Genomic DNA, 24,841 nt, shown 5'->3' on the forward strand with positions numbered 1-24,841 from the left:
CTACCAACACCCGATCCCGGAGATACCAACACTCCTACCAACAGAAATGGCGGTAGCTTGCGGAGGGACGCGAACGCCGACGAAGGAAAAACACCTGGAATTCAGCGATTTCTGTCGCCGAAACGAACACTAGCGAAGGCTGGGGGATAGTCAAATGGTGCCGGCTGAGGGGATTGAACCCCCGACCTTCGGTTTACAAAACCGCTGCTCTACCGCTGAGCTAAGCCGGCGACACTTGAGGAAGTGGCAGGGGCCGGCAGATGCCGGGGCCGTCCACCCGTGCGCGGCGCAATATCAGACTTGGCCGGAAAGAGCCAGAACCGCGATCATCGTCGCAAGACATGAATCAGGCGGCCCAGCGGGCCGCCTGTTGTGTCGTTCGATATGAGTCCCGTTTACTGGCACATGTGCCGGCGGCCATCTTCGCCCTTGAACCAGGTGCCGGGCGTGCAGACGAAGCCGTTACGCTGGGCATAGGTGCGGGTGTCCCAGCGGCGATTGTCCCACGAATTGTCGTAGGCGTAGGAATTGTCCCAGGCGCGGAACGGAGCGGTTGCGATCGCGCCCGCGGTACCGATCGCGGCACCGGCTACGCCCGCCGCGACATCGGTCGGCCAGAATCCGGTGCGGCTCCTGCTCCAGTCGTTATTCCAGTCGCCGCTGTTGGTCTGCCGATAGGACATGCGACGATGGCGATAGCCCCGGTCGGTGTACGGGTTTCCCTGTCCGAGATTCTGGCAGTTTGCATTGGGGAACTGGGCCGAGCAGCGGGCAGGATTATTGATCACCGCCTGTGCCATCGCGGAGCCCGCGAGAGTGGTGGTTGCGATCGCGACGGCGCCGAGGAGTTTGATATTCATGATTGTTGGCTCCCGTTGTGATTGAACGGGGGCTAAATATCGAGCACGCCGGACGTTCCGGTGAAACCGTTCGATTTCGTAGCTGGATGGTCAAACAGATGTGAGCATTCGGCGTGGTTCCCGTCGGTAGCTCGGCGCCGTTAACGCTTCACTAGTCCGCTTTGCAGCATTTGAGCGGCGCGCAATCCTTGCACATTAGGCTTACCGGAAATTGGTGAGCGGGCCTTAACCCTCTCGGCGTTGCGATCGGATAGGTTGTCGCCGGATAAATGGGGTCCTCTCATGCGCGCTGTGGCGCTCGCCGCTTTTCTGATCGGACTGCCCGCGACGGCGCTGGCCGGCGGCGGCTTCGATATTGTCGTTCCCGGCCGTCCGGGCGTGCCGATCATCATCAACAACATCGACGCATCCTATAGCGTTGTCGAGGGCGTCTGGGGCCTCGGCAAGAACCAGCAGGTGCAGCCCACGATCTATGGCGGGCGCTATATCGCCGAGCGGCAGCCCGACGACGTTGGCCATTATTATCCGACGTTGGGCCTGCGGCCCGGCTACGGCCGGCTCGAGGTCGAGCCGCCCGCGAACCGCAGATTGCCGAAGCCGGCCGAGAGCTACCATCAGAGCTGGGGCGCGCAATCGGCGCCGCTGCCGCCGCAGATGGACGTGCCCATCGATCCCCCGCCGGTGATCCTCGCGCCGGAGATCAATGTGAATCCGCAGCATCGTCGGCCGCGGCCGCATGCCGAGGGGGCCGGCAAGCCGCCCGGTTAAGAAACGTCAAAATCCAACAAACGAAGATTAACAGGAGAGAGTAATGCGTCAGATGATTTCGGGACTGGTCGCGGCGGCTGCCGCGATGTTCGTGGGGACCGCGCCAGCCGCGGCCTGCGGCTTCAATCCGTGCCAGCCGGTCGCGCCGGTCTATTCCGGCTGCAACACAGGTTGCGGCGGCTATGGATACGGCTATGGCGCCTATGAGCGCCTCGTCGAGCCGACCACGCAATATTACTACGTCAACCAGGGGCCGACCTACACCGGCCCGGGCGCGTTCGCGCCGTATCCGACCTACCGTGAAGACGCGGTCGTTGCCCCCGCCAATTATGGCTACGGTTATGGCTATCGCGCCGCGGCGGTCGCAGCTCCGGATGCCTATCCCTATCGTCGGCCGTACTATCGGCCGTATCGCTACGGCTACGGCCCGCGCCAGGGCTATCTGCCGCGCGTGCACTACGGCTACGGTCCGCGCTATGGCTACGCCCGCCGCGCGCCCGCGCCGTACTATTACGGCGGCCACCGCGTGCTGCGCCGTTACAACTGATCTCTGATTAGCTGCCAACGAGACGCCCGTTCGCGTGATGCGGACGGGCGTTTTGCTTTTTGATGTGAGCGTACCGCAGTGGCGGTCAACAGGAATGCAGCTAGGAGAAAGTCGTCTTGTCCGGGCTCGGCTGCGCCGTGACGTTCTGCCCTGGCTTGCCAAGCCGAAGCTCGCGAAGCGAGCGAAGGCTGGTGGGGGAGGCAGGACTCGAACCTGCGAAGCCATGAGGCGGCTGATTTACAGTCAGCTCCCTTTGCCACTCGGGACACTCCCCCGCTCGACGGCAGCACAATCGGGCCGGACCTTGCCGGCGGACCGAAGACGGCCATGGAACGTGAAGGCCGCGACAACCCGGATCGGGGCGCGACCGGGCGCGTTTATGAGCGATGCGGTGGGGCAAAGTCAACCGAGGCGAACAGCTAAAACCGCGCCCAAAGGCAGCCAAATTGCCATATTCCGGCGCCCGTGACACAAGCGAGCCCATGAAGGATCGAAAATTCGGCCCCAAGGGGGCTCGCGGCGGGGCTAAGCCCTTCAACAGGCCCGGGAAGTCCGCCGGCCGGCCGGCTTGGCGCGACCGCGATTCGCACCCCGACGGGCCCGTCATCCTGTATGGCTGGCACACCGTCACGATGGCGCTCGCCAACCCTCGGCGGCGGATCCGCAAGCTGACGCTGACCGAGAACGCCGCAAGGCGGCTTGCGGACGAAAACATCGCGACTCCTGTCGCGCCCGAGATCGTCCGGCCCCAGGAGATCGACCGTCTGCTGTCGCCAGACGCCGTGCATCAGGGTCTGCTCGCGGAAGCCGATCCTCTGCCTTCGCCCGACATCGAGACATTGAAGCAGGAAGGCATGGTGCTGGTGCTCGACCAGATCACCGATCCACACAATGTCGGCGCGATCTTGCGCTCCGCCGCGGCCTTTGCGGTGAAGGCGATCGTCACCACCGCGCGTCACAGTCCGGAAGCAACCGGCGTGCTCGCGAAGGCAGCCTCCGGTGCGCTCGAGCTCGTGCCGCTCATCACCGTGCAAAACCTCGCCCGCGCGCTCACCGCGCTGAACGAGCGCGGCTTTCAGACCGTCGGGCTCGACAGCGAAGGCACTGAGGATCTCGGCGACGTCGCACTGCGTGAGCCGCTGGCGCTGGTGCTCGGCGCCGAAGGCAAGGGCCTCAGGCAGTTGACCCGCGAGACCTGCAGCGTTGTGGCGCGCCTCGACATGCCCGGCGAGATCAAGAGTCTCAACGTCTCGAACGCCGCCGTGCTCTCGCTCTATGTCGGCGCAAGCAGGCTCGGGCTGATGAAGCAGGGCGCGACGTCGTAGACCGAAGGTAGACTTTACCCGATCAACTCCCGCACCATCGGCACCACCTTGCGCCCATAAAGCTCGATGCTGCGCATCAGCTTCTCGTGCGCCAATGGACCTGCCGAATATTTCAACTGGAAGCGCGAGATGCCGAGCGCCTTTGCCGTCTTGGCGATCTTGCGTGCGACCGTTTCCGGCGCGCCGACATAGAGCGAGCCGTGCTCGGCCTCGTTCACGAACTCGTCGCGGCCCATCGGCGGCCAGCCGCGTTCCTTGCCGATGCGGTCACGCATAGCCTTGTAGTCTGGCCATAGCTCCTCGCGCGCCTGTGCGTCAGTCTCGGCGACATAGCCGGGCGAATGCACGCCGATCGGCTGCGCCGGGCGACCGAACTCCTTGAACGCGCGGTGATAGAGATCGACGTAGGGCGCAAAGCGCGCAGGATCGCCGCCGATTATCGCGAGCATCAAGGGCAGGCCGTAATGCGCGGCACGCACCACCGATTGCGGACTGCCGCCGACGCCGATCCAGGTTTTCAGCGTGCCGTTCTCGATTGGCGGATAGACCGATTGATCGCGCAGCGGCGGACGCAGCTTGCCTTCCCAGGTCACCGGCGTTTGCGACAGCAGGGCCGTGAACAGGTCGAGCTTTTCCTCGAACAGCTCTTCGTATTTGCGCAGGTCGAAGCCGAACAGTGGAAAGGATTCGGTGAACGAGCCGCGGCCGAGGATCACCTCGGCGCGCCCGTTCGAGAGCGCATCCAACGTGGCGAAGCGCTGGAACACGCGGATCGGATCGTCCGAGCTCAGCACCGTCACGGCCGAGCCGAGATGGATGCGCCTGGTGCGCGCCGCGATGGCTGCGAGCACGGTCTCGGGCGAGGAGATCGCGAAGTCGGCGCGGTGATGTTCGCCGAGGCCGATGAAGTCGAGACCGAGCTCATCGGCCAGCACGGCTTCGTCGACGACGTTGCGGATCACCTGCGCATGCGAAAGCATCGCGCCGGAGGCGTCCTTGGTGACGTCGCCAAAGGTATCCAGTCCGAATTCGAGCGGTGCGGTCATGGATGAAGTCTCTGCGGGAAGATGGACGACACTTAATGAACAGCCGCACCGCCACAAGGCGGCTTTCGGAAATGCTCAGTTTCCGTTTGTTCAATCCGGCCCAAACCTACCGCCACATCCCGCGCATCTTCGCCCCGATGTCGATCTTCGGACCCAGCGCCGCCGTGCGCGCCGCACCCGCCGCGGCCTTCGGCCAGGCGGTGCGCTCGAACAGATAGACCAACTGCTCCGGGATGAAGCGGGTGCGCGAGGCGTAGACGTGGCGGTCGCCCTTGGCGGCCTGGCCGTGGATGAAGAAGCGCTGTGGCACGACGAGGTGGAGATCGTCCTTGGCGCGCGTCATTGCGACATAGAGCAGGCGGCGCTCCTCCTCGAGCTCGGCGGTGGTGCCGGCGCCGAGATCGGAGGGCATGCAGCCGTCGACGACGTTGAGCACGAACACCGACTTCCACTCCTGGCCCTTGGCGGAATGGATGGTGGAGAGGATCAGGTAATCCTCGTCGCGCAACGGCGGACCGGATTTGTCGCTGGTTGCATTGGGCGGATCGAGCGTGAGCTCGGTCAAAAATTTCTCGCGCGAGGCGTAGCCGCTCGCAATCTGCTCGAGCTGCATCAAATCGGCGCGCCGCGTCTCGGCATCCTCGTGGATGCGCTCAAGATGCGGCTCGTACCAGAGTCGCACGCGTTCGAGATCGGTCGGCCATTCCGAATAGCGCAAATTCTGGGCCGTGCGGACGAAGTCGGTCCAATCAGCACCGGCACGAGCAGGCGCCGGGAGCTGGCCCAGCGCGGCGAGCGGATCGGTGCTCTCGGCCATCTGGTCCAGCACGCGCTGCGCGGTCGCGGGTCCGATGCCCGGCAACAGATGCAGGATGCGGAAACCCGCGACCCGGTCGCGCGGATTCTCGGCGAAACGCAGCAGCGCCAGCACGTCCTTGACGTGGGCTGCATCGAGGAATTTCAGTCCGCCGAACTTGACGAAGGGGATGTTGCGGCGGGTCAGCTCGATCTCAAGCGGGCCCGAATGCGAGGAGGTCCGGAACAGTACCGCCTGGTGCTTGAGCAGCGCGCCTTGCTCGCGATTGGCCAGCACCTGTTCGACGATGTAGCGGGCCTGGTCGGCCTCGTCATGCACGGTGACGAGCTGCGGCTTGTGCGACGAGGCGCGGTCGGTCCACAGATTCTTGGTGAAGCGCTCGCGCGCGAGGCCGATGACGCCGTTGGCCGCCGCCAGCACTGCTTGCGTCGAGCGGTAGTTGCGGTCGAGCGTGATCATTTCCGCACGCGGCGAAAAGCTCTGCGGAAAATCCAGGATGTTGCGCACTGTGGCGGCGCGGAACGAATAGATCGACTGGGCATCGTCGCCGACCACTGTGAGCCCGCGTCCGTCGGGCTTCAACGCCAGCAGGATCGAAGATTGCAGGCGGTTGGTGTCCTGGTATTCGTCGACCAGCACGTGATCGAAGCGGCCACCGATCTCTTCCGCGATCAGCGCATCGCTCATGATCTGCGACCAGTAGAGCAGGAGATCGTCGTAATCGAGCACATGCTGGGCTTGCTTGGCCTCGACATAGGCCGCGAACAGGCCTTTCAGCTCGGCCGCCCAGCCCGCGCACCAGGGATAGTGCACCCCCAAAACCTTCTCGATCTCCATCTCGGCATTGATGCAGCGCGAGTAGATCGAAAGGCACGTGCCCTTGGCCGGAAAACGGCTCTCCGTTTTCGACAGCCCGCGCTCGTGCCGGACCAGGTTCATCAGGTCCGCGGAGTCCTCGCGGTCGTGGATGGTGAAGGCGGGGTCGAGGCCGATGCGTTCGGCATATTCGCGCAAGAGGCGCGCGCCGATGCCGTGGAAGGTGCCGGCCCAGGTGAGTGCATCGCGCATGATCGCGGCGTTGTTCTCGCCCAGCACTTTTCGGGCGATGCGTTCGACCCGGCCGGCCATCTCGGCCGCGGCGCGGCGGGAGAATGTCATCAACAGGATGCGGCGCGGATCGGCGCCGGCGACGATCAGATGCGCGACGCGGTGGGCGAGCGTGTTGGTCTTGCCGGAGCCGGCGCCGGCAATGACGAGCAGGGGGGCGCCCACGGTCGCACCTTCCGCCACGCCATGCTCGACGGCGCGGCGCTGCTCCGCATTGAGCGTGTCCAGATATGTCGCCACGAATCGCCCCGGTGAAAGGCTGAGACTCGGCGATCCCGGCGCGAATCGCAATGCAGCTGGACGAAACCGGGTTTAGGATTTAGGGGGAAAGACGGCCCCAAGTTCCAGCCCGAGAAACCCTCCGGTATGACCGAGCTCAAGCCCGACCAGTTCGAGATGCGGCGGCTGGAATCGCTCAGCAACACCATTTTTGGCGTTGCCATGACGCTGCTCGCCTACGACTTGCCCAAGGCCGCGGTGTTCACCAGCGCCCCCGGCTGGAGCGATCTCGCCCATGTCTATTCCGGCAAGCTCGCCGGCTTCGCGCTCAGCTTCATCATCGCTGGCGTGTTCTGGATCAGCCATCACCGGCGCCTGGCGCGCCAGCCGGTCGGCAGCCGTGGCGCGGTGATCCTCAATCTGTTCTTCCTGCTCTCGATCGTGCTGCTGCCTGTGACCAATGGCCTCTACACCAATTACGGCATGAGCAACGCGGTGGCGGTGCTCTACGGCCTGCATCTGACCGCGATCGCCGGCCTTAATGCCTGGCTGTGGTGGACCATCCTGGGCGCATGGCGTCACGAGATCATGATCTCGCTGTTTCCGTTCCTGGTGTTCATCCCGGGCACGATCGTTGCGGCGTTCGCGCCGCGTGTCGCGCCCTTTATCTGGTTCATCGCCTTCGGCGCCGTCGTGATGCAGCGCTTCAGCATCGCGCGAACGGAGCCGGATACGTAAGGCGGCGGCTCATCCGGATGTCGCGCCGAACCCGTCGGCCGGCACGTAAAGCTTGACCGGACGGATTTCGTAGACCGCCGTCGGATTGACCGCACGCAGCTTCCGCGCCGCCGCGATCGCCTCATCCTCGCTGGCGCATTCCATGAGGTGGAAGCCCAGCAGCTGCTCCTTGGTCTCGGCAAACGGACCGTCCAGCACCATGCCCGCGCCGGGGCCCCGCAAGGTGCGGGCCTTTCGGGTCTCATCCAGACGGGCGGCCGGCCCAAACTGTCCGCTGGCTCGTAGCGGCGCCTGAACCTCGATGACTTTGGCGACGACGGCGGCGTCCTGCTCCGGCGTCCAGGACAAGACCTCGTCTTCCACGTGATAGGCCAGGATGGCGTACAGCATCGTCACCTCTCTTCTGCGCAAGTTACTTACGAAAGTCCCGAGGACGTAGCACCGCAGTCCGTGCCGACAATCCCGAAGCAGAATATTGCGTGGCCGGCAAGCGACGAAACCGTCCTGAAACCCGATTACGGCCGTGCCGCGTGAACGCCGCCGAAAGCGGTCGCGACTGATGACCACAACAACAAGGTTTTTGCTGGAGGCGGCAATGGCGGGTCACACCATCAAGATCATCTGCGACGCGCGTCGGGCGGGACAATCCGAACCGGCCGATCTGCACGACCAGGCCGGCCATCACCGCTATTACGGCAGCTCGGCCGAAAATGGCGGCGAGCGGATCGTGGAGAGCCGGCGCGGCAAACGCCCGCGTGCGCTCAACATCTGCGGTTTTTGAAGCCGTTGCCCAGGGCGGTGGTCGACCATGGACGTCCTGCAAATATCAATTGCGGCGATGCCGTTCCTGCTCTCGCTGGCAAGCAGGATCGGCAAGGCGATTGCCCCATGCTTGCTCACGAGCATCTGCACGGTGCTCCTCGGCGCGGAACCTCACCGCGCGGTCATGGCATGGTGCGTCCGCATGCTGATCGCCGCCGTTGCGCTGCGCGAACGGCTTCGCACGAGCTGAGCCGGCGAGCGGTCCCGACCCTCCCGATCAGGGCAAATCTGAAAAGGAAAAGGCGCGGCGGGGAGTGCCCCGTCGCGCCCGATTTCTTGCTCGCTGGTCCAGGGCTGAGAGCGCCCTGATGCCAAGCCTTTTGTCTAGAGCCTAGCGGGCGATCCCAGCGAGGTGACAGCGCTTGAGATAAGACACTGGATCACCTCCTTTCGTTGGTTTCGGGAGATTTCAATATAGGTTGTAAGGCCGCCGCTGTTAAGGGCGAGCGGATCGGCCGGAACCCAAGCTGGTTCGTAAGGCAAGCAAGCTGTGCGAAAAGTCGCCGTCGCGGCAGTTGAGACCGCCGTCCGACCGTGTTAGGGAGCCCCTGACGCGGGTGTAGCTCAATGGTAGAGCAGCAGCCTTCCAAGCTGAATACGAGGGTTCGATTCCCTTCACCCGCTCCAATGTTCTCAACAGCTTGGACGTTTCATTCCGACACGTCGCGCTTCATCGACGACGATCGGCGCTTGTCCCGTGCTTTCGGCACGACGGCCACACGTGGCCATCGCAATGGTCTGAGCGGTGGCGGTCCCTGCTGGCATGGCCGATGACGTGGGCCTGGCTCAGGCTCTTCGCTGGTTGAGATAGCGAAGAGCGAGCCTGATGAAATTGTGCACCACCATCGACGTCTCGTCCTCCCTGAACACCAGAAACACATCGGCCGTGGGCGGCGAGGGCCTGATCGGGCGGAATACGATGTCGGTGGTTGTGAACCGCTCAATCGACTGCGGCACGAGTGCGACACCAAAACCTGCGGCAATCAGACTTGGGATCGACTGGGCATCGACGACTTGCTGGGAAACCTTTGGGAGAAAGCCGGCGTCGACACAGCACTTCCGCACGTAGCGGGCGAAATCCGAGCTGTCCGGATCCAGGACGACGTGATCCTCGGAGGCGAGATCGCCGAGGGCGATGCGCCTGCGTTGCGCCAGCCGATGGCTGCGGGGCACGGCCAGGACGACCTCTTCGCGCCACGCCAGCTTGCTGGTCAGGTCGCGCTCGGCGGGAATGCCGCGAATGAGACAGATGTTGGTGGCACGGCTGAGGAGCGCGGCGATCTGCAGCGCCGGCGCCTGCTCATGTACCGTCATCTTGACCAATGGCGCAACCTTCCGATAGGCCGCGAGCAGCTCGGCGAGACGACCGCGCAGGATGGAGCCGGTCGCCCCGACATCCAGCGTTCCGACCAAGCCGGCGCCGATCGACCGAACCTCATCTTCCGTGGCTTTGACCTGCTGCAGGATCGCGCGCCCCCGCACCAGCATGGCTTCGCCGGCCTGCGTCAACTCGACCCTGCGGCTGGTCCTGTAGAGGAGCTGGGTGCCGAGTTCGGCCTCGAGCGCCTGGATATGTTGGCTGAGCGGCGGCTGCGAGAGGTTCAGCCGTCGGGCGGCAAGGGTGAAGCTGCGCTCCTCGGCCACCGCGATGAAGTACCGGAGCTGGCGCAGATCCATAGTGAAACCCTATCAATCGTGTCGTTCTATATATTGGACTCGGCAGCGAGGCTGGTCAACGAATGACCGATGGAGACCTCGCGCGTGCTGCCGCGACCGAACGGCTCCATCCGCGGCGACTTCACGTCGCCGCCAACGCTAAGAGTGGCGAAGGCTAAAGGCCGACCAAGCCAGACAAATGGAAGCCCAGGGAGCGAGGAAAGCCATGCCCAAGATTTTCAAGTCACTCTTCTTCCAAGTGGTCGTTGCACTCGCGGCCGGCATCGCTCTCGGCATGGCCTATCCGGACACTGCATTGCAGATGAAGCCGCTGGGCGACGGCTTTATCAAACTCATCAAGATGCTGGTGCCCGTCATCGTGTTTTGCGTGGTGGTGCAGGGAATATCGGCGGCCGGCGACCTTTCAAAGGTTGGAAGGGTGGGCATCCGCTCGCTTCTCTATTTCGAGATCGTCACCACCATCGCCTTGGTGTTCGGCATCGCGCTTGCTTACTATTTTCAGCCCGGCGCCGGAATGAACATCGATCCAAGGACGCTGGACGCCAAGGCGCTTAGCGGGTTCAGCCAGACCGCCGCTCAGGTCGCCGGCGGAGGCGTCTCCGAATTCCTGATGAAGCTCATCCCGTCGACCATCGTCGGAGCCTTCAGCTCCGGCGATGTTCTGCAGGTCCTGATCGTCTCGATCATGTTTGGTTGTGCCATGTCGTTGTGCGGCGAGCGCGCGAGGCCAGTCGTCGATTTCGTCGAGCGGGTGAACGAGATCATCTTCAAGATGATGAACTTCGTCGTCCGGCTCGCCCCGCTCGGCGTCTTCGGTGCGATCGCCTTCACTGTCGGCAAGTATGGCATCGGTTCACTGAAGCAGCTCGGGGGGCTTGTTGCCCTGTTCTATCTGGTGGTGTTCTTCTTCGTGGTCGTCGTGCTCGGAGCGATCATGCGGCTCTCGGGCTTCAGCCTGTTCAAGTTGCTGGTCTATCTGCGTGAAGAGCTGATGATCGTTCTCGGCACGGCCGCAGGCGACAGCGTGCTTCCGCAGACCATGCGCAAGCTCGAACAGCTCGGGATCAAGCGGTCGACGGTCGGTTTGGTCATCCCGACAGGGTACTCATTCAATCTGGATGCCTTCTCGATCTACTTGACCCTGGCGGCGGTCTTCATTGCACAGGCGACGAACACACCACTCGCCACGGGCGATCTCCTGGCGATCCTCGGCGTCGCGTTGCTCACGTCCAAGGGAGCTCATGGCGTCCCGGGCTCGGCCATTGTCGTCCTCGCGGCGACGCTGGCAGCCATTCCGGCCATCCCGGCGATCGGACTGGTGCTGATCTTGTCGGTGGACTGGTTCATCGGCATCGCCCGCGCGCTCGGCAATTATGTCGGAAACTGCGTTGCCACGGTGGTCGTCGCCTCGTGGGAGGGGGACCTCGATCGCGCGAAGGCGCATCGCATTCTCGATGGTGAGATCGTTCCTTCAAGCGAGAACGTGCAGATCGATCCGGCCGGCGCGAACGCTCCCGTCGCGGGCCTGCAGACGCTTTGAATGCAGAGGCATGTGGTTGACATGGCAAAACTCTCGATTGAGCCATTGATGAGGCAGGCGTTCGCTCCGTTCGGAGAGGTCGTCGAAACGGAAGGGTTGACGCCCCTCTCGATCAACCAGGGATATGCCGCGCGCTACAACGAACTCGCCAATATCGATGTCGGTGCGGACGGCGGACAAATCAACATCAGCTGGTTTGTCGCCTCTGCGCGGCCCGCGCCCATCGCCATTCGCCTGATGGAGCGCCATCCACTTGGAAGCCAGCTGTTCATGCCCTTGAACGGAGGAAACTGGCTGGTCGTCGTTTGCACCGACCCGCACACACCTTCGACCTATCGGGCGTTCGCTGCCAATGGCAACCAAGGCGTGAACTATGCCCGAAACTGCTGGCACCACCCGCTTCTGGTGGTCAAGGACGCAAGCTCGTTCCTTGTCGTCGATCGAAAGGGTGGTGGTAACAATCTCGAAGAATATTGGCTAGACGAGACGATGCAACTCGATCCCAAGACGGCCGCAAGCTGACCCCCCGTAACGTCCACGAGGCTCGATGATGTCATCGCAAACCTATCACATCCCGCAAGGGGGCCTTCCGCCCCAGACGGATCTTCTCAGTGGCCGGGCGGTCTTTACCAACGCCTACGCGGTCATCCCCAACGGCGTGCAGCGCGACATCGTGGTCAGCCACCTGCCGCACTGGAAGGATACGCGCGTCTGGGTGCTGGCGCGACCGCTCTCCGGCTTCGCGGAGACGTTCTCCCATTATCTTATGGAGATCGCGCGGGATGGAGGAAGTGAAGTTCCCGAACCGGACAAAGACGCCGAGGGCGCGTTGTTCGTCGTGGGCGGCAGGTTGCTCCTCAAATTGGCGGACGAGGAGCATGAGCTCAGGCCGGGCGGCTTCGCCTATCTGCCACCCGGTTGCGCCTGGAGCATTCGCAACCGGGGCCAGAGCCCGGCGCAGCTTCACTGGATCCGCAAGCTGTATCAGCGCGTGCCCGGATTGGCCGAGCCCGAGGCGATTGTGACCCATGCAGACTCGGTTGAACCGGTACCGATGCCGGGCACTGAGGGAAGGTGGGCAACCACGCGCTTCATCGATCCGGCCGACATGCGGCATGACATGCACATCAATATCGTCACGTTCGAGCCGGGTGCGACGATCCCCTTTGCAGAGACGCACGTCATGGAGCACGGATTATATGTCCTCGAGGGCAAGGCCGTGTACCGTCTCAATCGGGACTGGGTCGAGGTCGCGGCCGGAGACTACATGTGGCTGCGCGCCTTCTGCCCGCAGGCGTGCTACGCAGGAGGCCCCGGTCGGTTTCGCTATCTGCTTTACAAGGACGTCAACCGGCACATGAATCTGCGGCAGGGAGCTCCGCTGTTTTGACCTTGAGTAACGTCGGTTTCGGGCAAGCCGGCTTTGGCTAGAACCGACGATCCGGGCCGGGCCGCAGACTTCCCACTCGGCGCGATGCCGAATATGTGGGCGCGCCTGGGCGATCAATCCGCTCAGGAACCATCGCCGCAAGCATGAGTTTCCCGGTCGGGCGGGGCGAAAGTCACACGAGGCCGACCGTGCAAGACGACATGCGTGTGCGCTCCACGGCGCAGATCGCGGGCCATCCGATTCATCCGATGCTGGTGCCGATCCCGATCGCGTGTTTCATCGGGGCGCTGCTTACCGACATCGCCTATGTCGCGAGCGCCGAGATCATGTGGGCGAATTTTTCCGCCTGGCTTCTGCTCTTCGGCGTTATCTTCGGCGTGCTCGCGGCCATTGCAGGCCTCATTGATTTCCTCGGCAACCGACTGGTGCGGACGCAGCCGCCGGCCTGGCCGCATCTGATCGGCAACGCTGTGGCGCTGATCCTTGCGATCTTCAATACGATGATTCACATGCGCGATGCCTGGACCTCGGTGTGGCCGACCGGGCTCGCTCTTTCGGTGATTACCGTGCTGATCCTGCCCGTCACCGGCTGGCTCGGCTGGGCCATGGTGTATCGCCACGGCGTCGGAGTTGCACGATGATGGCAAAGCTCACCCGCGCGCTGCTGTGCTCTTCGTTGCTGTGTCTGGCCGGCTGCAATGACGGCAGTGGCGATCCCAAGGCGCAAATCGGCCCCAATCCGACGCTGCCGGATATCCAGCAATATCTGCTGCCGCCGGTCCACATCGCCCGCATCGTCGGCTGGAAGAAGGACGAGACGCCGACCGTTGCGCAGGGCTTGCAGGCCAAGGCGTTCGCAACCGGCTTGCAGCATCCGCGATCCCTCTATGTGCTGCCCAATGGCGACGTGCTGGTGGTGGAGTCCAAGGCGCCGAAGGGCGCCTCGATCAAGCGTCCCAAGGAAATCGTGATGGGATATATCGAGTCCTGGGCGACCTCGGGCGGCGGCGACACCGGACCGGGTAACCGCATCACGCTCCTGCGCGACAGCAATGGCGACGGCGTGCCTGACACGCAAAGCGTCTTCCTCGACCATCTCAACTCGCCGTTCGGCGTCGCGCTGGTCGGCAACGATCTCTATGTCGCCAACACCGACGCGATCGTGAAATATCCCTATACCGAGGGCGACACGAAGATCACCGCACCCGGCACGGTGCTGACGCCGCTGCCAGGCGGGCCGATCAATCATCATTGGACCAAGAGCCTGGTCGCTAGCCCCGACGGCTCAAAACTCTATGCCGGCGTCGGCTCCAACAGCAACATCACCGAGAACGGCATGGAGGCCGAGCACAATCGCGCCGCTATCCTCGAGGTCGATCGTGCCGGCGGCCGCTGGCGCCTCTTCGCAAGCGGCCTGCGCAATCCGAACGGCCTCAGCTTCGAGCCGCAGACCGGCGCATTGTGGACAGTGGTGAACGAGCGCGACGAGATCGGTCCCGATCTCGTGCCCGACTACATGACGTCCGTCAGGGACGGCGGCTTCTACGGCTGGCCTTACAGCTATTGGGGCCAGCACGTCGATCCCCGCGTCAAGCCGGAGCGGCCGGACCTCGTGGCCAACGCGATCGTGCCGGACTATGCCCTGAGCTCGCATGTCGCCCCGCTGGGGATGGCTTTCTCCGCCGGCACCAGCCTGCCGGCCGCCTATCGCAACGGCGCCTTCGTCGGGGAGCACGGCAGCTGGAACCGGCAGGTGCTGAACGGCTACAAGGTCGTGTTCGTGCCGTTTGCGGACGGCAAGCCGAGCGGGCCGGCGCAGGACGTCGTCACCGGCTTCCTTAACAGCGACAATCAGGCGCGCGGTCGCCCCGTTGGCGTCGCCATCGACAAGACCGGCGCGCTGCTGGTGGCCGACGACAGCGGCAACACCGTGTGGCGGGTGACGGCGGCGCATCCGCAGCTGACGCAACGTTAGGCGCGCCCGCGCGTTATCGGGCAGACGATCTCTGAACGCAAAGCCGGGAGTTTGGACAATGGGTCTTGCTCAATACGCCGTCGTGCCGGTGCAGGACGAATGGGGCGTGCTGCACGACGGGGACGTCAAGAGCCGATACGCTACCAAGGAAGCTGCATTCGAGTCGGCGGTTGCCGCGGCATCCTTGGCCCTTCGTGAGGGACATGAAGTCCATGTCAGCGTGCCCGGCCGTGAGGCAGGCGAGACCGCGCTCGGTGTCTAGGGGCCGCGGAATAGCATCTAGAGGAGGCCACGATGACCAAGCCTCGTGAGCAGAATGGCGTCGAGCCGCCGCTGTCCGAAGACGACATCCAGCGCGATCAGCTCGGCCCGCGCGGCGTCCCGGATGCGCCAGATCCCGCCAAAATGACCCCGCAGCGCGAAAAGAAGACGCCGAAGCATATCGAGCCGGGCCACACGTCCTGACACGGGCGTGCTCTGCGGCTGGCGCCGCGGTGCCATTCGGAACCGATATTCCCGCAAGCTGAGTCTACCGGTAAAACGGGCTTGCTGGCGCGATCCGCGCCCGGCGGGCAGGCGATATCGGGAATGCGGTTCTTGAAGTCTGACAGCAGGCTAATCGGCGTCCTGCTGGTGCTCGCGATCACGCAGCTGGTCGGGTGGGGCACGATCGGGCTTCCCGCCATTGTCGGGCGCGATCTTGCAGCCGATCTGGGCATGAGCCTGCCGGCGGTATTCGCGGGGACATCCGTTCTTTACGTCGCGATGGGACTGTGCGCCCCCTGGCTCGCCAAGTCCTTTGCGCGGCATGGCGCGCGGCCGATCATGATGATCGGCACGGTCGTGACCGCGCCGGGTTTCGTGCTGCTGTCGCTCGCGCGCGAGCCGATGCTCTATTTCACCGCCTGGATCGTGCTCGGCATCGCCGGCAGCGCGACCTTGTCGACCGGCGCCTATATCATGCTGAACGAGGTCGCCGGGCGGCAGGCCAAGAGCGCGATCGGCGCGCTCATGCTGGTGACGGGACTGTCCAACAGCATCTTCTGGCCGGCCACCTCGTTCCTGAGCGGTCACCTCGGCTGGCGTGGAACATGCCTCGTCTATGCAGCCATGACGATCCTCGTTTCGCTTCCGCTCTATGCGTTCGCGGCTCCGCGTCGGAGAGGCGCGGATAGCGATGGCGGTGCGCCGGCCGAGCCTGCAGAGGCGCCTGCATTTGCGCGGAGCACATTCCGTCTCGTCGTTGCCGCGATCACCCTCAACGCCTTCGTCAATTTCGGCCTCTCCGCCATTCTCATCGAGCTGCTCCGCGCCGAGGGGCTGGCGCCAGCACAGGCCATTGCCTTCGGCTCGATGCTCGGTGTGATCCAGGTCAGCGCGCGCGGACTGGACTTCCTTGGAGGCGGGCGATGGGACGGCATCACGACCGGCCTCGTCGCAGGCACGGCATTGCCCGTGGCGATGCTGCTCCTGATGATGAGCGAGGGTACGACCTGGGCGGTCGCGGTCTTCATCCTGCTCTATGGCGCCGGCAGCGGCGCGATGGCGGTGGCGCGCGCGACCATCCCGCTGGTGTTCTACGACCAGGCCGAGTTCGCCAAGGCGATGTCGATGATCGCGCTGCCGCTCAATCTCGCCTCCGCAATCTCGCCGCCGCTCCTCGTCGGATTGCTCACGGAGTTCAGCAGCCGCGCTGCGCTCGGTCTCACCTTCGTCTGCTCCTGCGCAACCGTGCTGATCCTGGTCCTGCTCGGGCGGCGGCGGCCGCGAACCGCTGCTGCAGCTCTGACCTAAGACAATCTTCGCGGCGCGGAATTCGACAACCGGCCGATCCTGCTGCCGGGTGGGGATGGCCGTATGCCGCCAGTGCAGTGCTCGATGCCCGAAAATGGTGTATCCGCGGGGTGCGCGGCCAGAGCTTTCGAGCCGCCGCGCCAAGATCCCAGTTCCCCGGAGGAAATCGACATGTCGGCTTTGCCGCTTTCAGGCATCAAGATCCTTGACCTCACCCGCGTGCTCGCCGGGCCCTTGTCGGCGCAGATGCTGGGAGACCTGGGTGCGGAGGTCATCAAGATCGAGCGGCCGGGTACCGGCGACGACGCGCGCGCCTTTGGCCCGCCTTACCTGACCGATCCCGAGGGCAAGGCGAACAACAACAACTCGTTTTACCTCTGCGCCAACCGCAACAAGAAATCGGTCACCGTCAACATCGCCAAGCCCGAGGGGCAGGCCATCATCCGCGAGCTCGCCAAGGACGTCGACGTCTTCATGGAGAATTACAAGGTCGGCGATCTCAAGCGCTACGGCCTCGACTATGAATCGATGAAGGCGATCAATCCCAGCATCATCTATTGCTCGGTGACCGGCTTCGGCCAGACCGGCCCATACGCGCCGCGCGCCGGCTATGACGCGATTCTGCAGGCGATGGGCGGGTTGATGAGTGTCACCGGCCATATCGATGGCGAGCCGGGCGAGGGCCCGATGAAGGTCGGTCCTTCCATAGTCGACTACATGACCGGCATGAATTCATCGATCGGGATTCTCTCGGCGCTCTACCACCGTGACGCCAATGGCGGGGCGGGACAGCACATCGACGTCTGCCTGTTCGATACCGTCATCGCATCCCTGTCGCACTGGCTCCAGATCTACCTCGTCAACGGCAAGACCCCGCCGCGCCGCGGCACCTGGGGCAATGGCGGCATGCCGGCCGGCGTGTTCCGCTGCACCGATGGCGAGCTGATGCTGGTGGTCGGCAATGACGGCCAGTTCCAGCGCACCTGCGCCGTGCTCGGCGCGCCCGAGCTCGCGAGCGATCCGCGCTTCATCAAGAACAACGACCGCGTCGTGCACGGAAAGGAGATCATGGCGATCTTCGCCGGCCTGTTCCTGAAGAAGCCGGTGGCCTATTGGCTGGAAAAGCTGGAGGAGGCCGGCGTGCCCTCAGGGCCGATCAACAATTTCGAGCAGGTGTTTTCCGATCCGCACGTCCAGTCGCGCGGCATGCGGGTGAAGGTCAATCATCCCTTCGAGCCCGATCTGTCGCTGGTTCGCAACGCGCTCACTTTGTCGGAGACGCCGATCAAGGACTACCGCGCGCCGCCGCTCTTGGGCGAGCATACCGAGGAGGTGCTCGCCGGCAAGCTCGGCTATGATGCAGGCAAGGTCGAGGAGCTGAAGCAGCACGGGATCATTTAGCGGTCGCTTCGCCCTGTCCGCGAGCCCAACTCGCATCGAGCAAGCCGGCGCGACCCGGCTTGCGTGAAGCTTGTGCGCAATCCCCCAGATAATCCCGATCCGTAGTCGCACAGGCTTTCGCTTCCCGCCCGATTCTGATCCGATCTTCCCACTTAAGTTCGGGAGGAAAGCGAATGTCCTACACGATCGGGTTCCAGGCCAAGAACCAGAAGGATATTCTGGCGACCGAGGCGGCCACCGCCAATCAGGCCGTCGCCATCATTGCCGCGCTGCGGCAAAGTTCCGATGAGATCAAGTTCATCCGTTCGCCGCAGGAAGGCGAGATGGGCATCGAGATGCTGCTGCTGCTCGCCAAAGAAGAGGCCGAGGAGATGCCGCAGCGGGCGTGACCCCTGCACGCGAAATTCCGACGTCTCCCGCAAGCGGGAAGTGAGGCCGTATCGGCCCTGAGCGAGCCTGTTTGATCAACGCGCGTCGCGTGCCAGCGCCCGCGCCGGCGCCTTCGTCTCGCTCCGGCCCGCCGTCAGCGCCATCGTCGCGACGCGGACGACGCGCGCGACCACGTCCTCGACGTCATCGAGGTCGCATTTGCCCTCCGACAGCTTCGTCAGCCGCTCGCTCTCACGGATGGTGTGGTGCGCCATGGCGAGCGCGAAGTTCAGGCCCCAATAGATATCGACCTCGCTGCGGTCGGGCAGGGACCTGCGCATCGCGCCGGCAAATTTGCGCAAATGGTCGATCTCGCGGTTCTTGATGCGGCGGATCGGCGGCACGGACTCGATCGAGGCGCGGATCATGAAGCGCGCCGCGGTCGAGCGCTGGTTCTCAGGGCCGAGGCAGCCGCGCAACGTCGGTCCGACCAGCGCGCGCAGGATGACCTCAATCGGCGCGCAGCCGCCGCCCTGTTCTTCCGCCGCCTTCAATTCCCGCAGGCGCTCGCGATTGGTCGCGATCGAGCGCGTGACGAACAATTCCGCGATCAATTCATCCTTCGAGCCGAAATGATAGTTCACCGCGGCCAGATTGACATTGGCCGCCGCGACGATGTCGCGCAGCGTCACGTCGCCGAAGCCGCGATCGGCATAGAGCCGTTCGGCGGCGGCGAGAATGGCAGACCTCGTATGATCGCTGGCCATGGGTGCCCTGGATGAGGGGAGTTGCAATTCAAACAGTTGTATGAAACTATCGTTTGAAGGCCGGAAATTGTCAATCCGCAATCGGGACTCGTTCGCAACTCGCGATTCCGTTCCGAACGGCCGCAACGCGCGCGCATTCGCGCTTGCGGGCCGGGCGCAGCGGCAGGACAGTTCGGCGTCAGAGAAATTGTTCAAAGAGCAAGACGAGGAGCGTCCCATGGATTTCGATCTGTCGCCCAAGCAGAAGGAATGGCTCGACCGCGTGCGGTCTTTCATGACCAAGCACGTGCGCCCGGCGGTGCCGGTCTACGACCAGCAGGACAAGAGCGGCGACCGCTGGAAGGTGATTCCGATCCTGGAAGACCTCAAGAAGAAGGCCAGGGCGGAAGGCCTGTGGAACATGTTCATGCCGCCGTCCGAGCACGAGGACGACGAATTCCGCGGCGCGGGACTGACCAATCTCGAATACGCGCTGCTGTCGGAAGAGATGGGCCGCATCACCTGGGCCTCGGAGGTATTCAACTGCTCGGCGCCCGACACCGGCAACATGGAAGTGTTCATCCGCTACGGCACCAAGGAGCAGAAGCGCAAATGGCTGCGCCCACTGATGGACGGCGAGATCCGCTCCGCCTTCCTGATGACGGAACCGGCGGTGGCCTCGTCGGACGCCACCAATATCGAGACCCGCATCGAGAAAGACGGTGATCACTACGTCATCAACGGCCGCAAATGGTGGTCGTCCGGAGTCGGCGATCCCCGCTGCAAGATCGCGATCCTGATGGGCAAGACCGATTTCAAGGCGGCCAAGCACCAGCAGCAGTCGCAGATCCTGGTTCCGCTCGACACGCCCGGCATCAAGGTCGAGAAGATGCTGCCCGTGTTCGGCTTCGACGATGCGCCGCACGGCCATGCTCAGGTGCTGCTCGAGAACGTGCGGGTGCCGAAGGAGAACATCCTGTTAGGGGAAGGCCGCGGTTTCGAGATCGCGCAGGGCCGGCTCGGCCCTGGCCGCATCCATCACTGCATGCGCACCATCGGCAAGGCCGAGGAGGCGCTGGAGAAGATGGTGAAGCGGCTCGCCTCGCGCACCGCCTTCGGCAAGAAGATCGTCGAGCACTCGGTGTGGGAGCAGCGCATTGGCGAGGCCCGCACCAATATCGAGATGACGCGTCTTCTGTGCCTCAAGGCGGCCGACATGATGGACAAGGTCGGCAACAAGACTGCGCAGGCCGAGATCGCCATGATCAAGGTCGCAGCCCCCAATATGGCGCTGAAGATCATCGACGAGGCGATCCAGGCCTTTGGCGGCGCGGGCGTGTCGGACGAGGCCGGCCTTGCCAAGGACTACGCCCACATTCGCACGCTGAGGCTCGCCGACGGTCCGGATGAGGTGCACAATCGCGCCATTGCCAGACTTGAACTTCGGAAGTATGCAAACTCTCCAAGTCACTAAAACTAAGCGGGAGAGCCGGACGGCGATCCCGACTTGAAGAAACGACAGGGCATGATCCGCGTCGGATGACCGCTTGACGCAAGTGCGTCAGTGGTTACCGATTAGGATCATGCTCGACCTGAAATGGTCAGGACTGAAGAGGGAGCGTCATCGTGGCTGACGGCGTCAGGAAAGACGAGGAGTTCTCGGGCACCAAGCCGGTCGAGGAGCGGCATCGTTTCGACGAGCTGCGGCTCGAGGCCTGGATGCGCGACAACGTCGAAGGCTATGAGGGCCCGCTGGTCGTGCTCCAGTTCAAGGGCGGCCAGTCCAACCCGACCTACCGGCTCGACACGCCGAACCGTTCCTATGTGATGCGCCGAAAGCCATTCGGCAAATTGCTGCCTTCGGCGCACGCCGTCGATCGCGAATACCGCGTGATCGCAGCGCTTGGAAAGCAAGGCTTTCCGGTCGCACGCGCCTATGCGCTGTGCCAGGACGATAGCGTCATTGGCGCTGCCTTTTACATCATGTCGATGGAAGAGGGCCGCGTGTTCTGGGATCCAACGCTGCCGAGCCAGAATGCCGATGTGCGCCGAAAGATCTTCACCAGCAAGATCGAGACGCTGGCGAAGCTCCACATGTTCGATCCGGTTGCGATCGGCCTTGGCGACTTCGGTAAGCCCGGCAATTATTTCGCGCGCCAGATCGACCGCTGGACTAAGCAATACCGCGCCTCCGAAACCCAGCACATTCCGGAGTTCGAGAAGGTCGCCGAATGGCTGCCCAAGACCGTGCCGGAGCAGGCGCGCGTCTCCATCGTCCACGGCGACTATCGCCTCGACAACATGATTTTCCACGCGACGGAACCGCGGGTGCAGGCGGTGCTGGACTGGGAGCTGTCGACGCTCGGCGATCCCATGGCCGACTTTACCTATCTGTTGATGCAGTGGATCATGCCGGGCCTCGAGGGCGTCGACCTCAAGGCGCTCAACATCCCGAGCCTGGAAGAGGCCGCGCAAATCTACTGCAACGTCACCAAGATGAACGTGCCGGACCTCAACTGGTACTTCTCCTACAATCTGTTCCGCCTCGCTGGTATCACGCAGGGTATCGCCGGCCGTATCCGCGACGGCACCGCCGCCAATGCCAAGGCGCTGGAATCGGCCAAGCGCACCGTGCCGCTGTCAAAGGCCTCATGGGACTACGCGCAGAAGGCGGGCGCGGTATAGGAAGAGCGAAGGCGCGGCCACTGGCCGCGCTTTTTTGTTTGCGTCGCCGTCTCCAAACACGCGATGTCATTGCCCGCGAAGGCGGGCAATCAGTGTTCCAGAGGCAGCATCGCCTGGACCGAGATGTCGCGGCGTACTGGATGCCGAGCACGGCTTGATGGTTGGCCAGATCGACGACCGGCTGCTTGTGCCGGTGGGCTATTCGCCGTCGCAAAGCCTGCTAGATCAACCCGCCCCGTGGAGCCCGTGCATGATCGATCTGACCACCCTGATCACCTACATCATTATCGTGCTCGGCTTTGTGTTCATCCCTGGACCAGCCACGCTCCTCACCATGGCGCGCGCGGCCAGTTCCGGAACGAAGGTTGGCATCGCGACAGGGGCGGGGATCGCTGCGGGAGACATCGTCCACACAATGATGGCGATCGTCGGCCTCTCGGCGATCATCGCTACGTCGGCACTCTTGTTCAGCATCGTCAAATATGCGGGGGCAGCCTTCCTCATTTACCTCGGCATTCGCGCGATGCTGGAAAAGCCTCCACTGGGAATCAGCGCCCGGACCTTGGCGATCACTGCGGGTCAAGCGTTCCGACAGGCGATCGTGGCGGAGGTTCTGAATCCGAAGACCGCGCTGTTCTTTCTCGCCTTCCTGCCGCAGTTCGTCCGGTCGGACAACGGGCCGGTCGTGCTTCAGCTTGCGATTCTGGGAGCCATATTCGTGTTGCTCGGCCTCGTCAGCACCGTCGTATTCGCCGTCGGTGCGGGACGTCTTGGCAACCTCGTTCGCCGCCATCCGGCAATTGTCAGGTGGCAAGGCAAGTTGGTCGGCGCAGTTTACTGCGCCGTCGGTGTGCGGCTGGCCTTGCAGGAGCGCTGATGTTGTAGGGCCCGGTGAGCGAAGCAATAGCCGGGACGGCGGTCTCGCATCTCGCTTCGCTCATGCGGGCGGTTCCGCATGCTAGCGCTCTACTCCCTCACACAATGCGCAATCAGCCTCTCCACGAACCCCGCGCACTTCTCCAGCTCCGCCATCTCGACGAACTCGTCCGGCGTATGCGCCTGCGCGATGGATCCCGGGCCGATCACTACCGAGGGAATATCGGCCATGCTGGCGAACAGGCTCGCCTCGGTGCCGAACGCGACCTTGGCGTGATCGTTGCGCCCCGCAAGGCTCTTGGCCAGCGTGACGATGGCGGCGTTGGCGGCCGTGTCGAGCGCGGGATAGTCGAGGATTTCCTCGAACCCGATGCCGCACTCCGGATGCTGTTTCTTCATCGCGGGCTCGAGCTCGGCCTTGGCCCAGGCGACGATCGCATCGGTCACCTCTTTGGACTCGGTGATGCCGATGCCGCGGCATTCGAAATCCACCGTGCAGGTATCCGGCACGATGTTCAGCGCGGCGCCGCCATGCACGATGCTGGTGAGCAGCGTCGAGTGCGGAACGTCGTAAAGGCTGTCCGTTGATCGCGCGGCCGCGAGTTTTACCGCGCGACGACGGATTTCGGTGATCAGTTCTGCGGCATATTCGATCGCGTTGACGCCGTCGGGCGCGATCGAGGAATGGCGGGCGAGGCCGCGAAACGTGGCGCGGACACCGTGCTTGCCTTTGTGGCCGATGATGACCTTCATCTCGGTCGGCTCGCCGACAAAGCAGCCGAGCGGTTTTACGCGTTTCTTCGCCACCTCGCGCAGCATCGGCCGCACGCCGACGCAGCCGATCTCCTCGTCATAGGAGATCGCCAGATGAATCGGCGTCTTGAGCTTCGCCTCCACGATCTCCGGCACCATCGCGAGGCACACCGCGACAAAGCCCTTCATGTCGGTGGTGCCGCGGCCGTAGAGCCTGCCGTCACGCTCGACGAGCTTGAACGGATCGTGGCTCCAGTCCTGGCCGACCACGGGCACGACATCGGTGTGGCCCGACAGCACCAGGCCGGGACGGTCCTCCGGTCCAATGGTGACCCACAGCGAGGCTTTCTCGCCGGTCTCATCGACGATGCGCTCGCACTTGATGCCGAACGTGGCGAGATAGCTTTCGATATGGGTGATCAGAGGCAGGTTGGTGCGGTCGCTGACGGTGTCGAAAGCAACGAGGTCGGCGAGCAGCTTGCGGATGCGGTCGGGTCTTGAGCTTGGCATTTTAAGGATCTTGTCAGGAGATTGCGGAAGCCGAGGCAGCTTGCAGGAACCATACCAGCGCGGCGGCGGGATGGGCAAATGCAGCCACAGCTGTCATTCAGGGCTTGCGACGTCGTCGCCCCGGAATGACGAGGGGAAGGCTACAAGGTCTTGTGTTGCCTGACGGGCAAAACACGCCAGCCGTGGGTCAACGCGCGCCATCCAAAACATTCCGCTTTACCGAAATTCGGAAATCGCGTATGTGTCGCGGCAACCCGGCCCAGGCAAGAGGGGCGTATCGCGATCGTCACGACACGCGGGCCGGGCGGCGGTGGACGCAGGTTACATCGGCGCCAAGGGTTTCGCAGGGCGGAGAGCCGTGAGCGAAGAGCCTCGCGCACTCGACCGGTGTGATCGGCGTACGGCAAAATCGTGTGGTCCTGGCGCCCGGGGTCTGTGCGTCAAGTCTTGCGGTGATGTGAGCGGCCCAACCGGACCGCGGCATCAGCCATCGGCAAGGCGACGGGGGCAATAGTGCATCGCTCCCCGGGGAGCAACTGTGTTGAAGTAGACCGGTGATCGAGCGGGCTCAAGGCTGGCGCTGCGCGCCCCCGCCTCCGGCGGCTGACGGCCTTGACCCCGCCCGCTCAACGGTCTTTAGGCTGGGCATTCGCTCGGCGGAAGCCGAGCGAGGCCGCTCACTTCGTACCGGCCGGCGTCCCATTTTTCTCCGCGCGCGATCATGACGTTGAGGATCACAATCAGCTTGCGCATGCAGGCGGTGAGCGCAACCTTCGGCTCTTTGCCTTTGGCGATCAGGCGATCGTAGAAGGCCTTGAGTACCGGGTTGTGCCGTGTCGCGGCTCCCATGCACGCCATGTAAAAGAGATTGCGGAC

26 protein-coding genes, 3 tRNA genes and 1 pseudogene are annotated in these 24,841 nt (G+C 63.7%); 20 read left to right on the top strand and 10 right to left on the bottom strand.

Annotated features, from left to right (window positions below):
- Window positions 1-155: 155 nt before the first annotated feature.
- Window positions 156-230 (bottom strand) — tRNA-Thr (locus IVA96_RS15910).
- Between the two features lie 165 nt (window positions 231-395).
- Entirely contained in the window at window positions 396-860 is a 465-nt protein-coding gene (locus IVA96_RS15915; protein ID WP_247280932.1) for a hypothetical protein, read from the bottom strand.
- A 282-nt stretch (window positions 861-1,142) separates the two neighbouring features.
- Here IVA96_RS15915 and IVA96_RS15920 point away from each other — a divergent pair, with 282 nt between their 5' ends.
- Entirely contained in the window at window positions 1,143-1,628 is a 486-nt protein-coding gene (locus tag IVA96_RS15920) for a hypothetical protein (protein ID WP_247280933.1), read from the top strand.
- A 43-nt stretch (window positions 1,629-1,671) separates the two neighbouring features.
- Window positions 1,672-2,175, top strand: a complete 504-nt coding sequence (locus IVA96_RS15925; protein WP_247280934.1) for a hypothetical protein — start codon at window positions 1,672-1,674, stop codon at window positions 2,173-2,175.
- A 189-nt stretch (window positions 2,176-2,364) separates the two neighbouring features.
- Here IVA96_RS15925 and IVA96_RS15930 read toward each other — a convergent pair.
- Window positions 2,365-2,450: transfer RNA gene (locus tag IVA96_RS15930), tRNA-Tyr, on the bottom strand.
- Window positions 2,451-2,657: 207 nt separating this feature from the next.
- On the opposite strand from IVA96_RS15930, the gene rlmB reads away from it, so the two are divergent.
- A complete protein-coding gene (rlmB, locus tag IVA96_RS15935) occupies window positions 2,658-3,500 on the top strand; it encodes a 23S rRNA (guanosine(2251)-2'-O)-methyltransferase RlmB (RefSeq protein WP_247280935.1) in 843 nt (280 codons plus the stop codon).
- A 14-nt stretch (window positions 3,501-3,514) separates the two neighbouring features.
- Here rlmB and IVA96_RS15940 read toward each other — a convergent pair whose 3' ends face one another.
- Both IVA96_RS15940 and IVA96_RS15945 read right to left on the bottom strand, forming a co-directional pair.
- On the bottom strand, window positions 3,515-4,546 hold the full coding sequence (locus tag IVA96_RS15940) for an LLM class flavin-dependent oxidoreductase (protein WP_247280936.1): 1,032 nt from the start codon (window positions 4,544-4,546) through the stop codon (window positions 3,515-3,517).
- A gap of 106 nt (window positions 4,547-4,652) precedes the next feature.
- A complete protein-coding gene (locus tag IVA96_RS15945; RefSeq protein WP_247418187.1) occupies window positions 4,653-6,710 on the bottom strand; it encodes an ATP-dependent helicase in 2,058 nt (685 codons plus the stop codon).
- A 126-nt stretch (window positions 6,711-6,836) separates the two neighbouring features.
- Between IVA96_RS15945 and IVA96_RS15950 the strand changes: the two genes are divergently transcribed.
- Window positions 6,837-7,427 (top strand): TMEM175 family protein, encoded by a 591-nt coding sequence (locus IVA96_RS15950; protein ID WP_247280938.1) that lies wholly within the window; start codon window positions 6,837-6,839, stop codon window positions 7,425-7,427.
- 9 nt (window positions 7,428-7,436) lie between these two features.
- Here the strand turns inward: IVA96_RS15950 and IVA96_RS15955 are convergent, their stop codons facing one another.
- On the bottom strand, window positions 7,437-7,817 hold the full coding sequence (locus IVA96_RS15955; RefSeq protein ID WP_247280939.1) for a YciI family protein: 381 nt from the start codon (window positions 7,815-7,817) through the stop codon (window positions 7,437-7,439).
- A 205-nt stretch (window positions 7,818-8,022) separates the two neighbouring features.
- Between IVA96_RS15955 and IVA96_RS15960 the strand changes: the two genes are divergently transcribed.
- From IVA96_RS15960 to IVA96_RS15970, 3 genes are all read left to right on the top strand, one after another.
- Window positions 8,023-8,208, top strand: a complete 186-nt coding sequence (locus tag IVA96_RS15960; protein ID WP_247280940.1) for a hypothetical protein — start codon at window positions 8,023-8,025, stop codon at window positions 8,206-8,208.
- A 27-nt stretch (window positions 8,209-8,235) separates the two neighbouring features.
- A complete protein-coding gene (locus IVA96_RS15965) occupies window positions 8,236-8,439 on the top strand; it encodes a hypothetical protein (RefSeq protein ID WP_247280941.1) in 204 nt (67 codons plus the stop codon).
- Window positions 8,440-8,802: 363 nt separating this feature from the next.
- A tRNA-Gly gene (locus IVA96_RS15970) sits at window positions 8,803-8,876 on the top strand.
- 159 nt (window positions 8,877-9,035) lie between these two features.
- Here IVA96_RS15970 and IVA96_RS15975 read toward each other — a convergent pair.
- The gene (locus IVA96_RS15975) at window positions 9,036-9,926 is read right to left on the bottom strand and encodes a LysR substrate-binding domain-containing protein (protein ID WP_247280942.1); all 891 of its coding nucleotides are present in this window, start codon (window positions 9,924-9,926) and stop codon (window positions 9,036-9,038) included.
- A 205-nt stretch (window positions 9,927-10,131) separates the two neighbouring features.
- Between IVA96_RS15975 and dctA the strand changes: the two genes are divergently transcribed.
- From dctA to IVA96_RS16025, 10 genes are all read left to right on the top strand, one after another.
- On the top strand, window positions 10,132-11,466 hold the full coding sequence (gene dctA / locus IVA96_RS15980; RefSeq protein ID WP_247418188.1) for a C4-dicarboxylate transporter DctA: 1,335 nt from the start codon (window positions 10,132-10,134) through the stop codon (window positions 11,464-11,466).
- A 21-nt stretch (window positions 11,467-11,487) separates the two neighbouring features.
- On the top strand, window positions 11,488-11,988 hold the full coding sequence (locus IVA96_RS15985) for an ureidoglycolate lyase (RefSeq protein ID WP_247280944.1): 501 nt from the start codon (window positions 11,488-11,490) through the stop codon (window positions 11,986-11,988).
- A gap of 28 nt (window positions 11,989-12,016) precedes the next feature.
- Window positions 12,017-12,856 carry a bifunctional allantoicase/(S)-ureidoglycine aminohydrolase gene (locus IVA96_RS15990; protein ID WP_247280960.1) on the top strand — a complete coding sequence of 280 codons (840 nt, stop codon included), beginning with the start codon at window positions 12,017-12,019 and terminating at the stop codon, window positions 12,854-12,856.
- A gap of 188 nt (window positions 12,857-13,044) precedes the next feature.
- A complete protein-coding gene (locus IVA96_RS15995; RefSeq protein WP_247280945.1) occupies window positions 13,045-13,497 on the top strand; it encodes a DUF2231 domain-containing protein in 453 nt (150 codons plus the stop codon).
- Window positions 13,494-14,831: a sorbosone dehydrogenase family protein gene (locus IVA96_RS16000; protein ID WP_247280946.1), complete on the top strand. Its 1,338-nt coding sequence runs from the start codon at window positions 13,494-13,496 to the stop codon at window positions 14,829-14,831. The genes IVA96_RS15995 and IVA96_RS16000 overlap by 4 nt, the downstream gene beginning before the upstream one ends.
- Window positions 14,832-14,889: 58 nt before the next feature.
- Complete coding sequence (locus tag IVA96_RS16005) at window positions 14,890-15,093, top strand: hypothetical protein (protein WP_247280947.1); 204 nt, start codon at window positions 14,890-14,892, stop codon at window positions 15,091-15,093.
- 32 nt (window positions 15,094-15,125) lie between these two features.
- On the top strand, window positions 15,126-15,296 hold the full coding sequence (locus IVA96_RS16010; protein ID WP_247280948.1) for a hypothetical protein: 171 nt from the start codon (window positions 15,126-15,128) through the stop codon (window positions 15,294-15,296).
- Between the two features lie 123 nt (window positions 15,297-15,419).
- On the top strand, window positions 15,420-16,625 hold the full coding sequence (locus IVA96_RS16015; protein WP_247280949.1) for an MFS transporter: 1,206 nt from the start codon (window positions 15,420-15,422) through the stop codon (window positions 16,623-16,625).
- Window positions 16,626-16,796: 171 nt separating this feature from the next.
- Window positions 16,797-18,026, top strand: a complete 1,230-nt coding sequence (locus tag IVA96_RS16020) for a CaiB/BaiF CoA-transferase family protein (RefSeq protein WP_247280950.1) — start codon at window positions 16,797-16,799, stop codon at window positions 18,024-18,026.
- A gap of 173 nt (window positions 18,027-18,199) precedes the next feature.
- Entirely contained in the window at window positions 18,200-18,415 is a 216-nt protein-coding gene (locus IVA96_RS16025) for a hypothetical protein (protein ID WP_247280951.1), read from the top strand.
- Between the two features lie 75 nt (window positions 18,416-18,490).
- Here the strand turns inward: IVA96_RS16025 and IVA96_RS16030 are convergent, their stop codons facing one another.
- A complete protein-coding gene (locus tag IVA96_RS16030; RefSeq protein ID WP_247280952.1) occupies window positions 18,491-19,162 on the bottom strand; it encodes a TetR/AcrR family transcriptional regulator in 672 nt (223 codons plus the stop codon).
- A gap of 217 nt (window positions 19,163-19,379) precedes the next feature.
- Here IVA96_RS16030 and IVA96_RS16035 point away from each other — a divergent pair, with 217 nt between their 5' ends.
- The 3 genes from IVA96_RS16035 (at window position 19,380) to IVA96_RS16045 (ending at window position 22,703) form a co-directional block, all read left to right on the top strand.
- Window positions 19,380-20,615, top strand: a complete 1,236-nt coding sequence (locus tag IVA96_RS16035) for an acyl-CoA dehydrogenase family protein (protein WP_247280953.1) — start codon at window positions 19,380-19,382, stop codon at window positions 20,613-20,615.
- Window positions 20,616-20,767: 152 nt separating this feature from the next.
- The gene (locus tag IVA96_RS16040) at window positions 20,768-21,826 is read left to right on the top strand and encodes a phosphotransferase family protein (protein WP_247280954.1); all 1,059 of its coding nucleotides are present in this window, start codon (window positions 20,768-20,770) and stop codon (window positions 21,824-21,826) included.
- A gap of 250 nt (window positions 21,827-22,076) precedes the next feature.
- Window positions 22,077-22,703, top strand: a complete 627-nt coding sequence (locus tag IVA96_RS16045) for a LysE family translocator (RefSeq protein ID WP_247280955.1) — start codon at window positions 22,077-22,079, stop codon at window positions 22,701-22,703.
- 89 nt (window positions 22,704-22,792) lie between these two features.
- Here IVA96_RS16045 and argE read toward each other — a convergent pair whose 3' ends face one another.
- Window positions 22,793-23,965, bottom strand: coding sequence for an acetylornithine deacetylase (gene argE, locus IVA96_RS16050; protein ID WP_247276188.1), 1,173 nt, complete (start codon window positions 23,963-23,965; stop codon window positions 22,793-22,795).
- Window positions 23,966-24,601: 636 nt separating this feature from the next.
- Window positions 24,602-24,841: pseudogene (locus IVA96_RS16055) on the bottom strand (IS110 family transposase); the annotation flags it as partial.

Source organism: Bradyrhizobium sp. 159 (genome assembly GCF_023073795.1).
Lineage (GTDB): Bacteria > Pseudomonadota > Alphaproteobacteria > Rhizobiales > Xanthobacteraceae > Bradyrhizobium.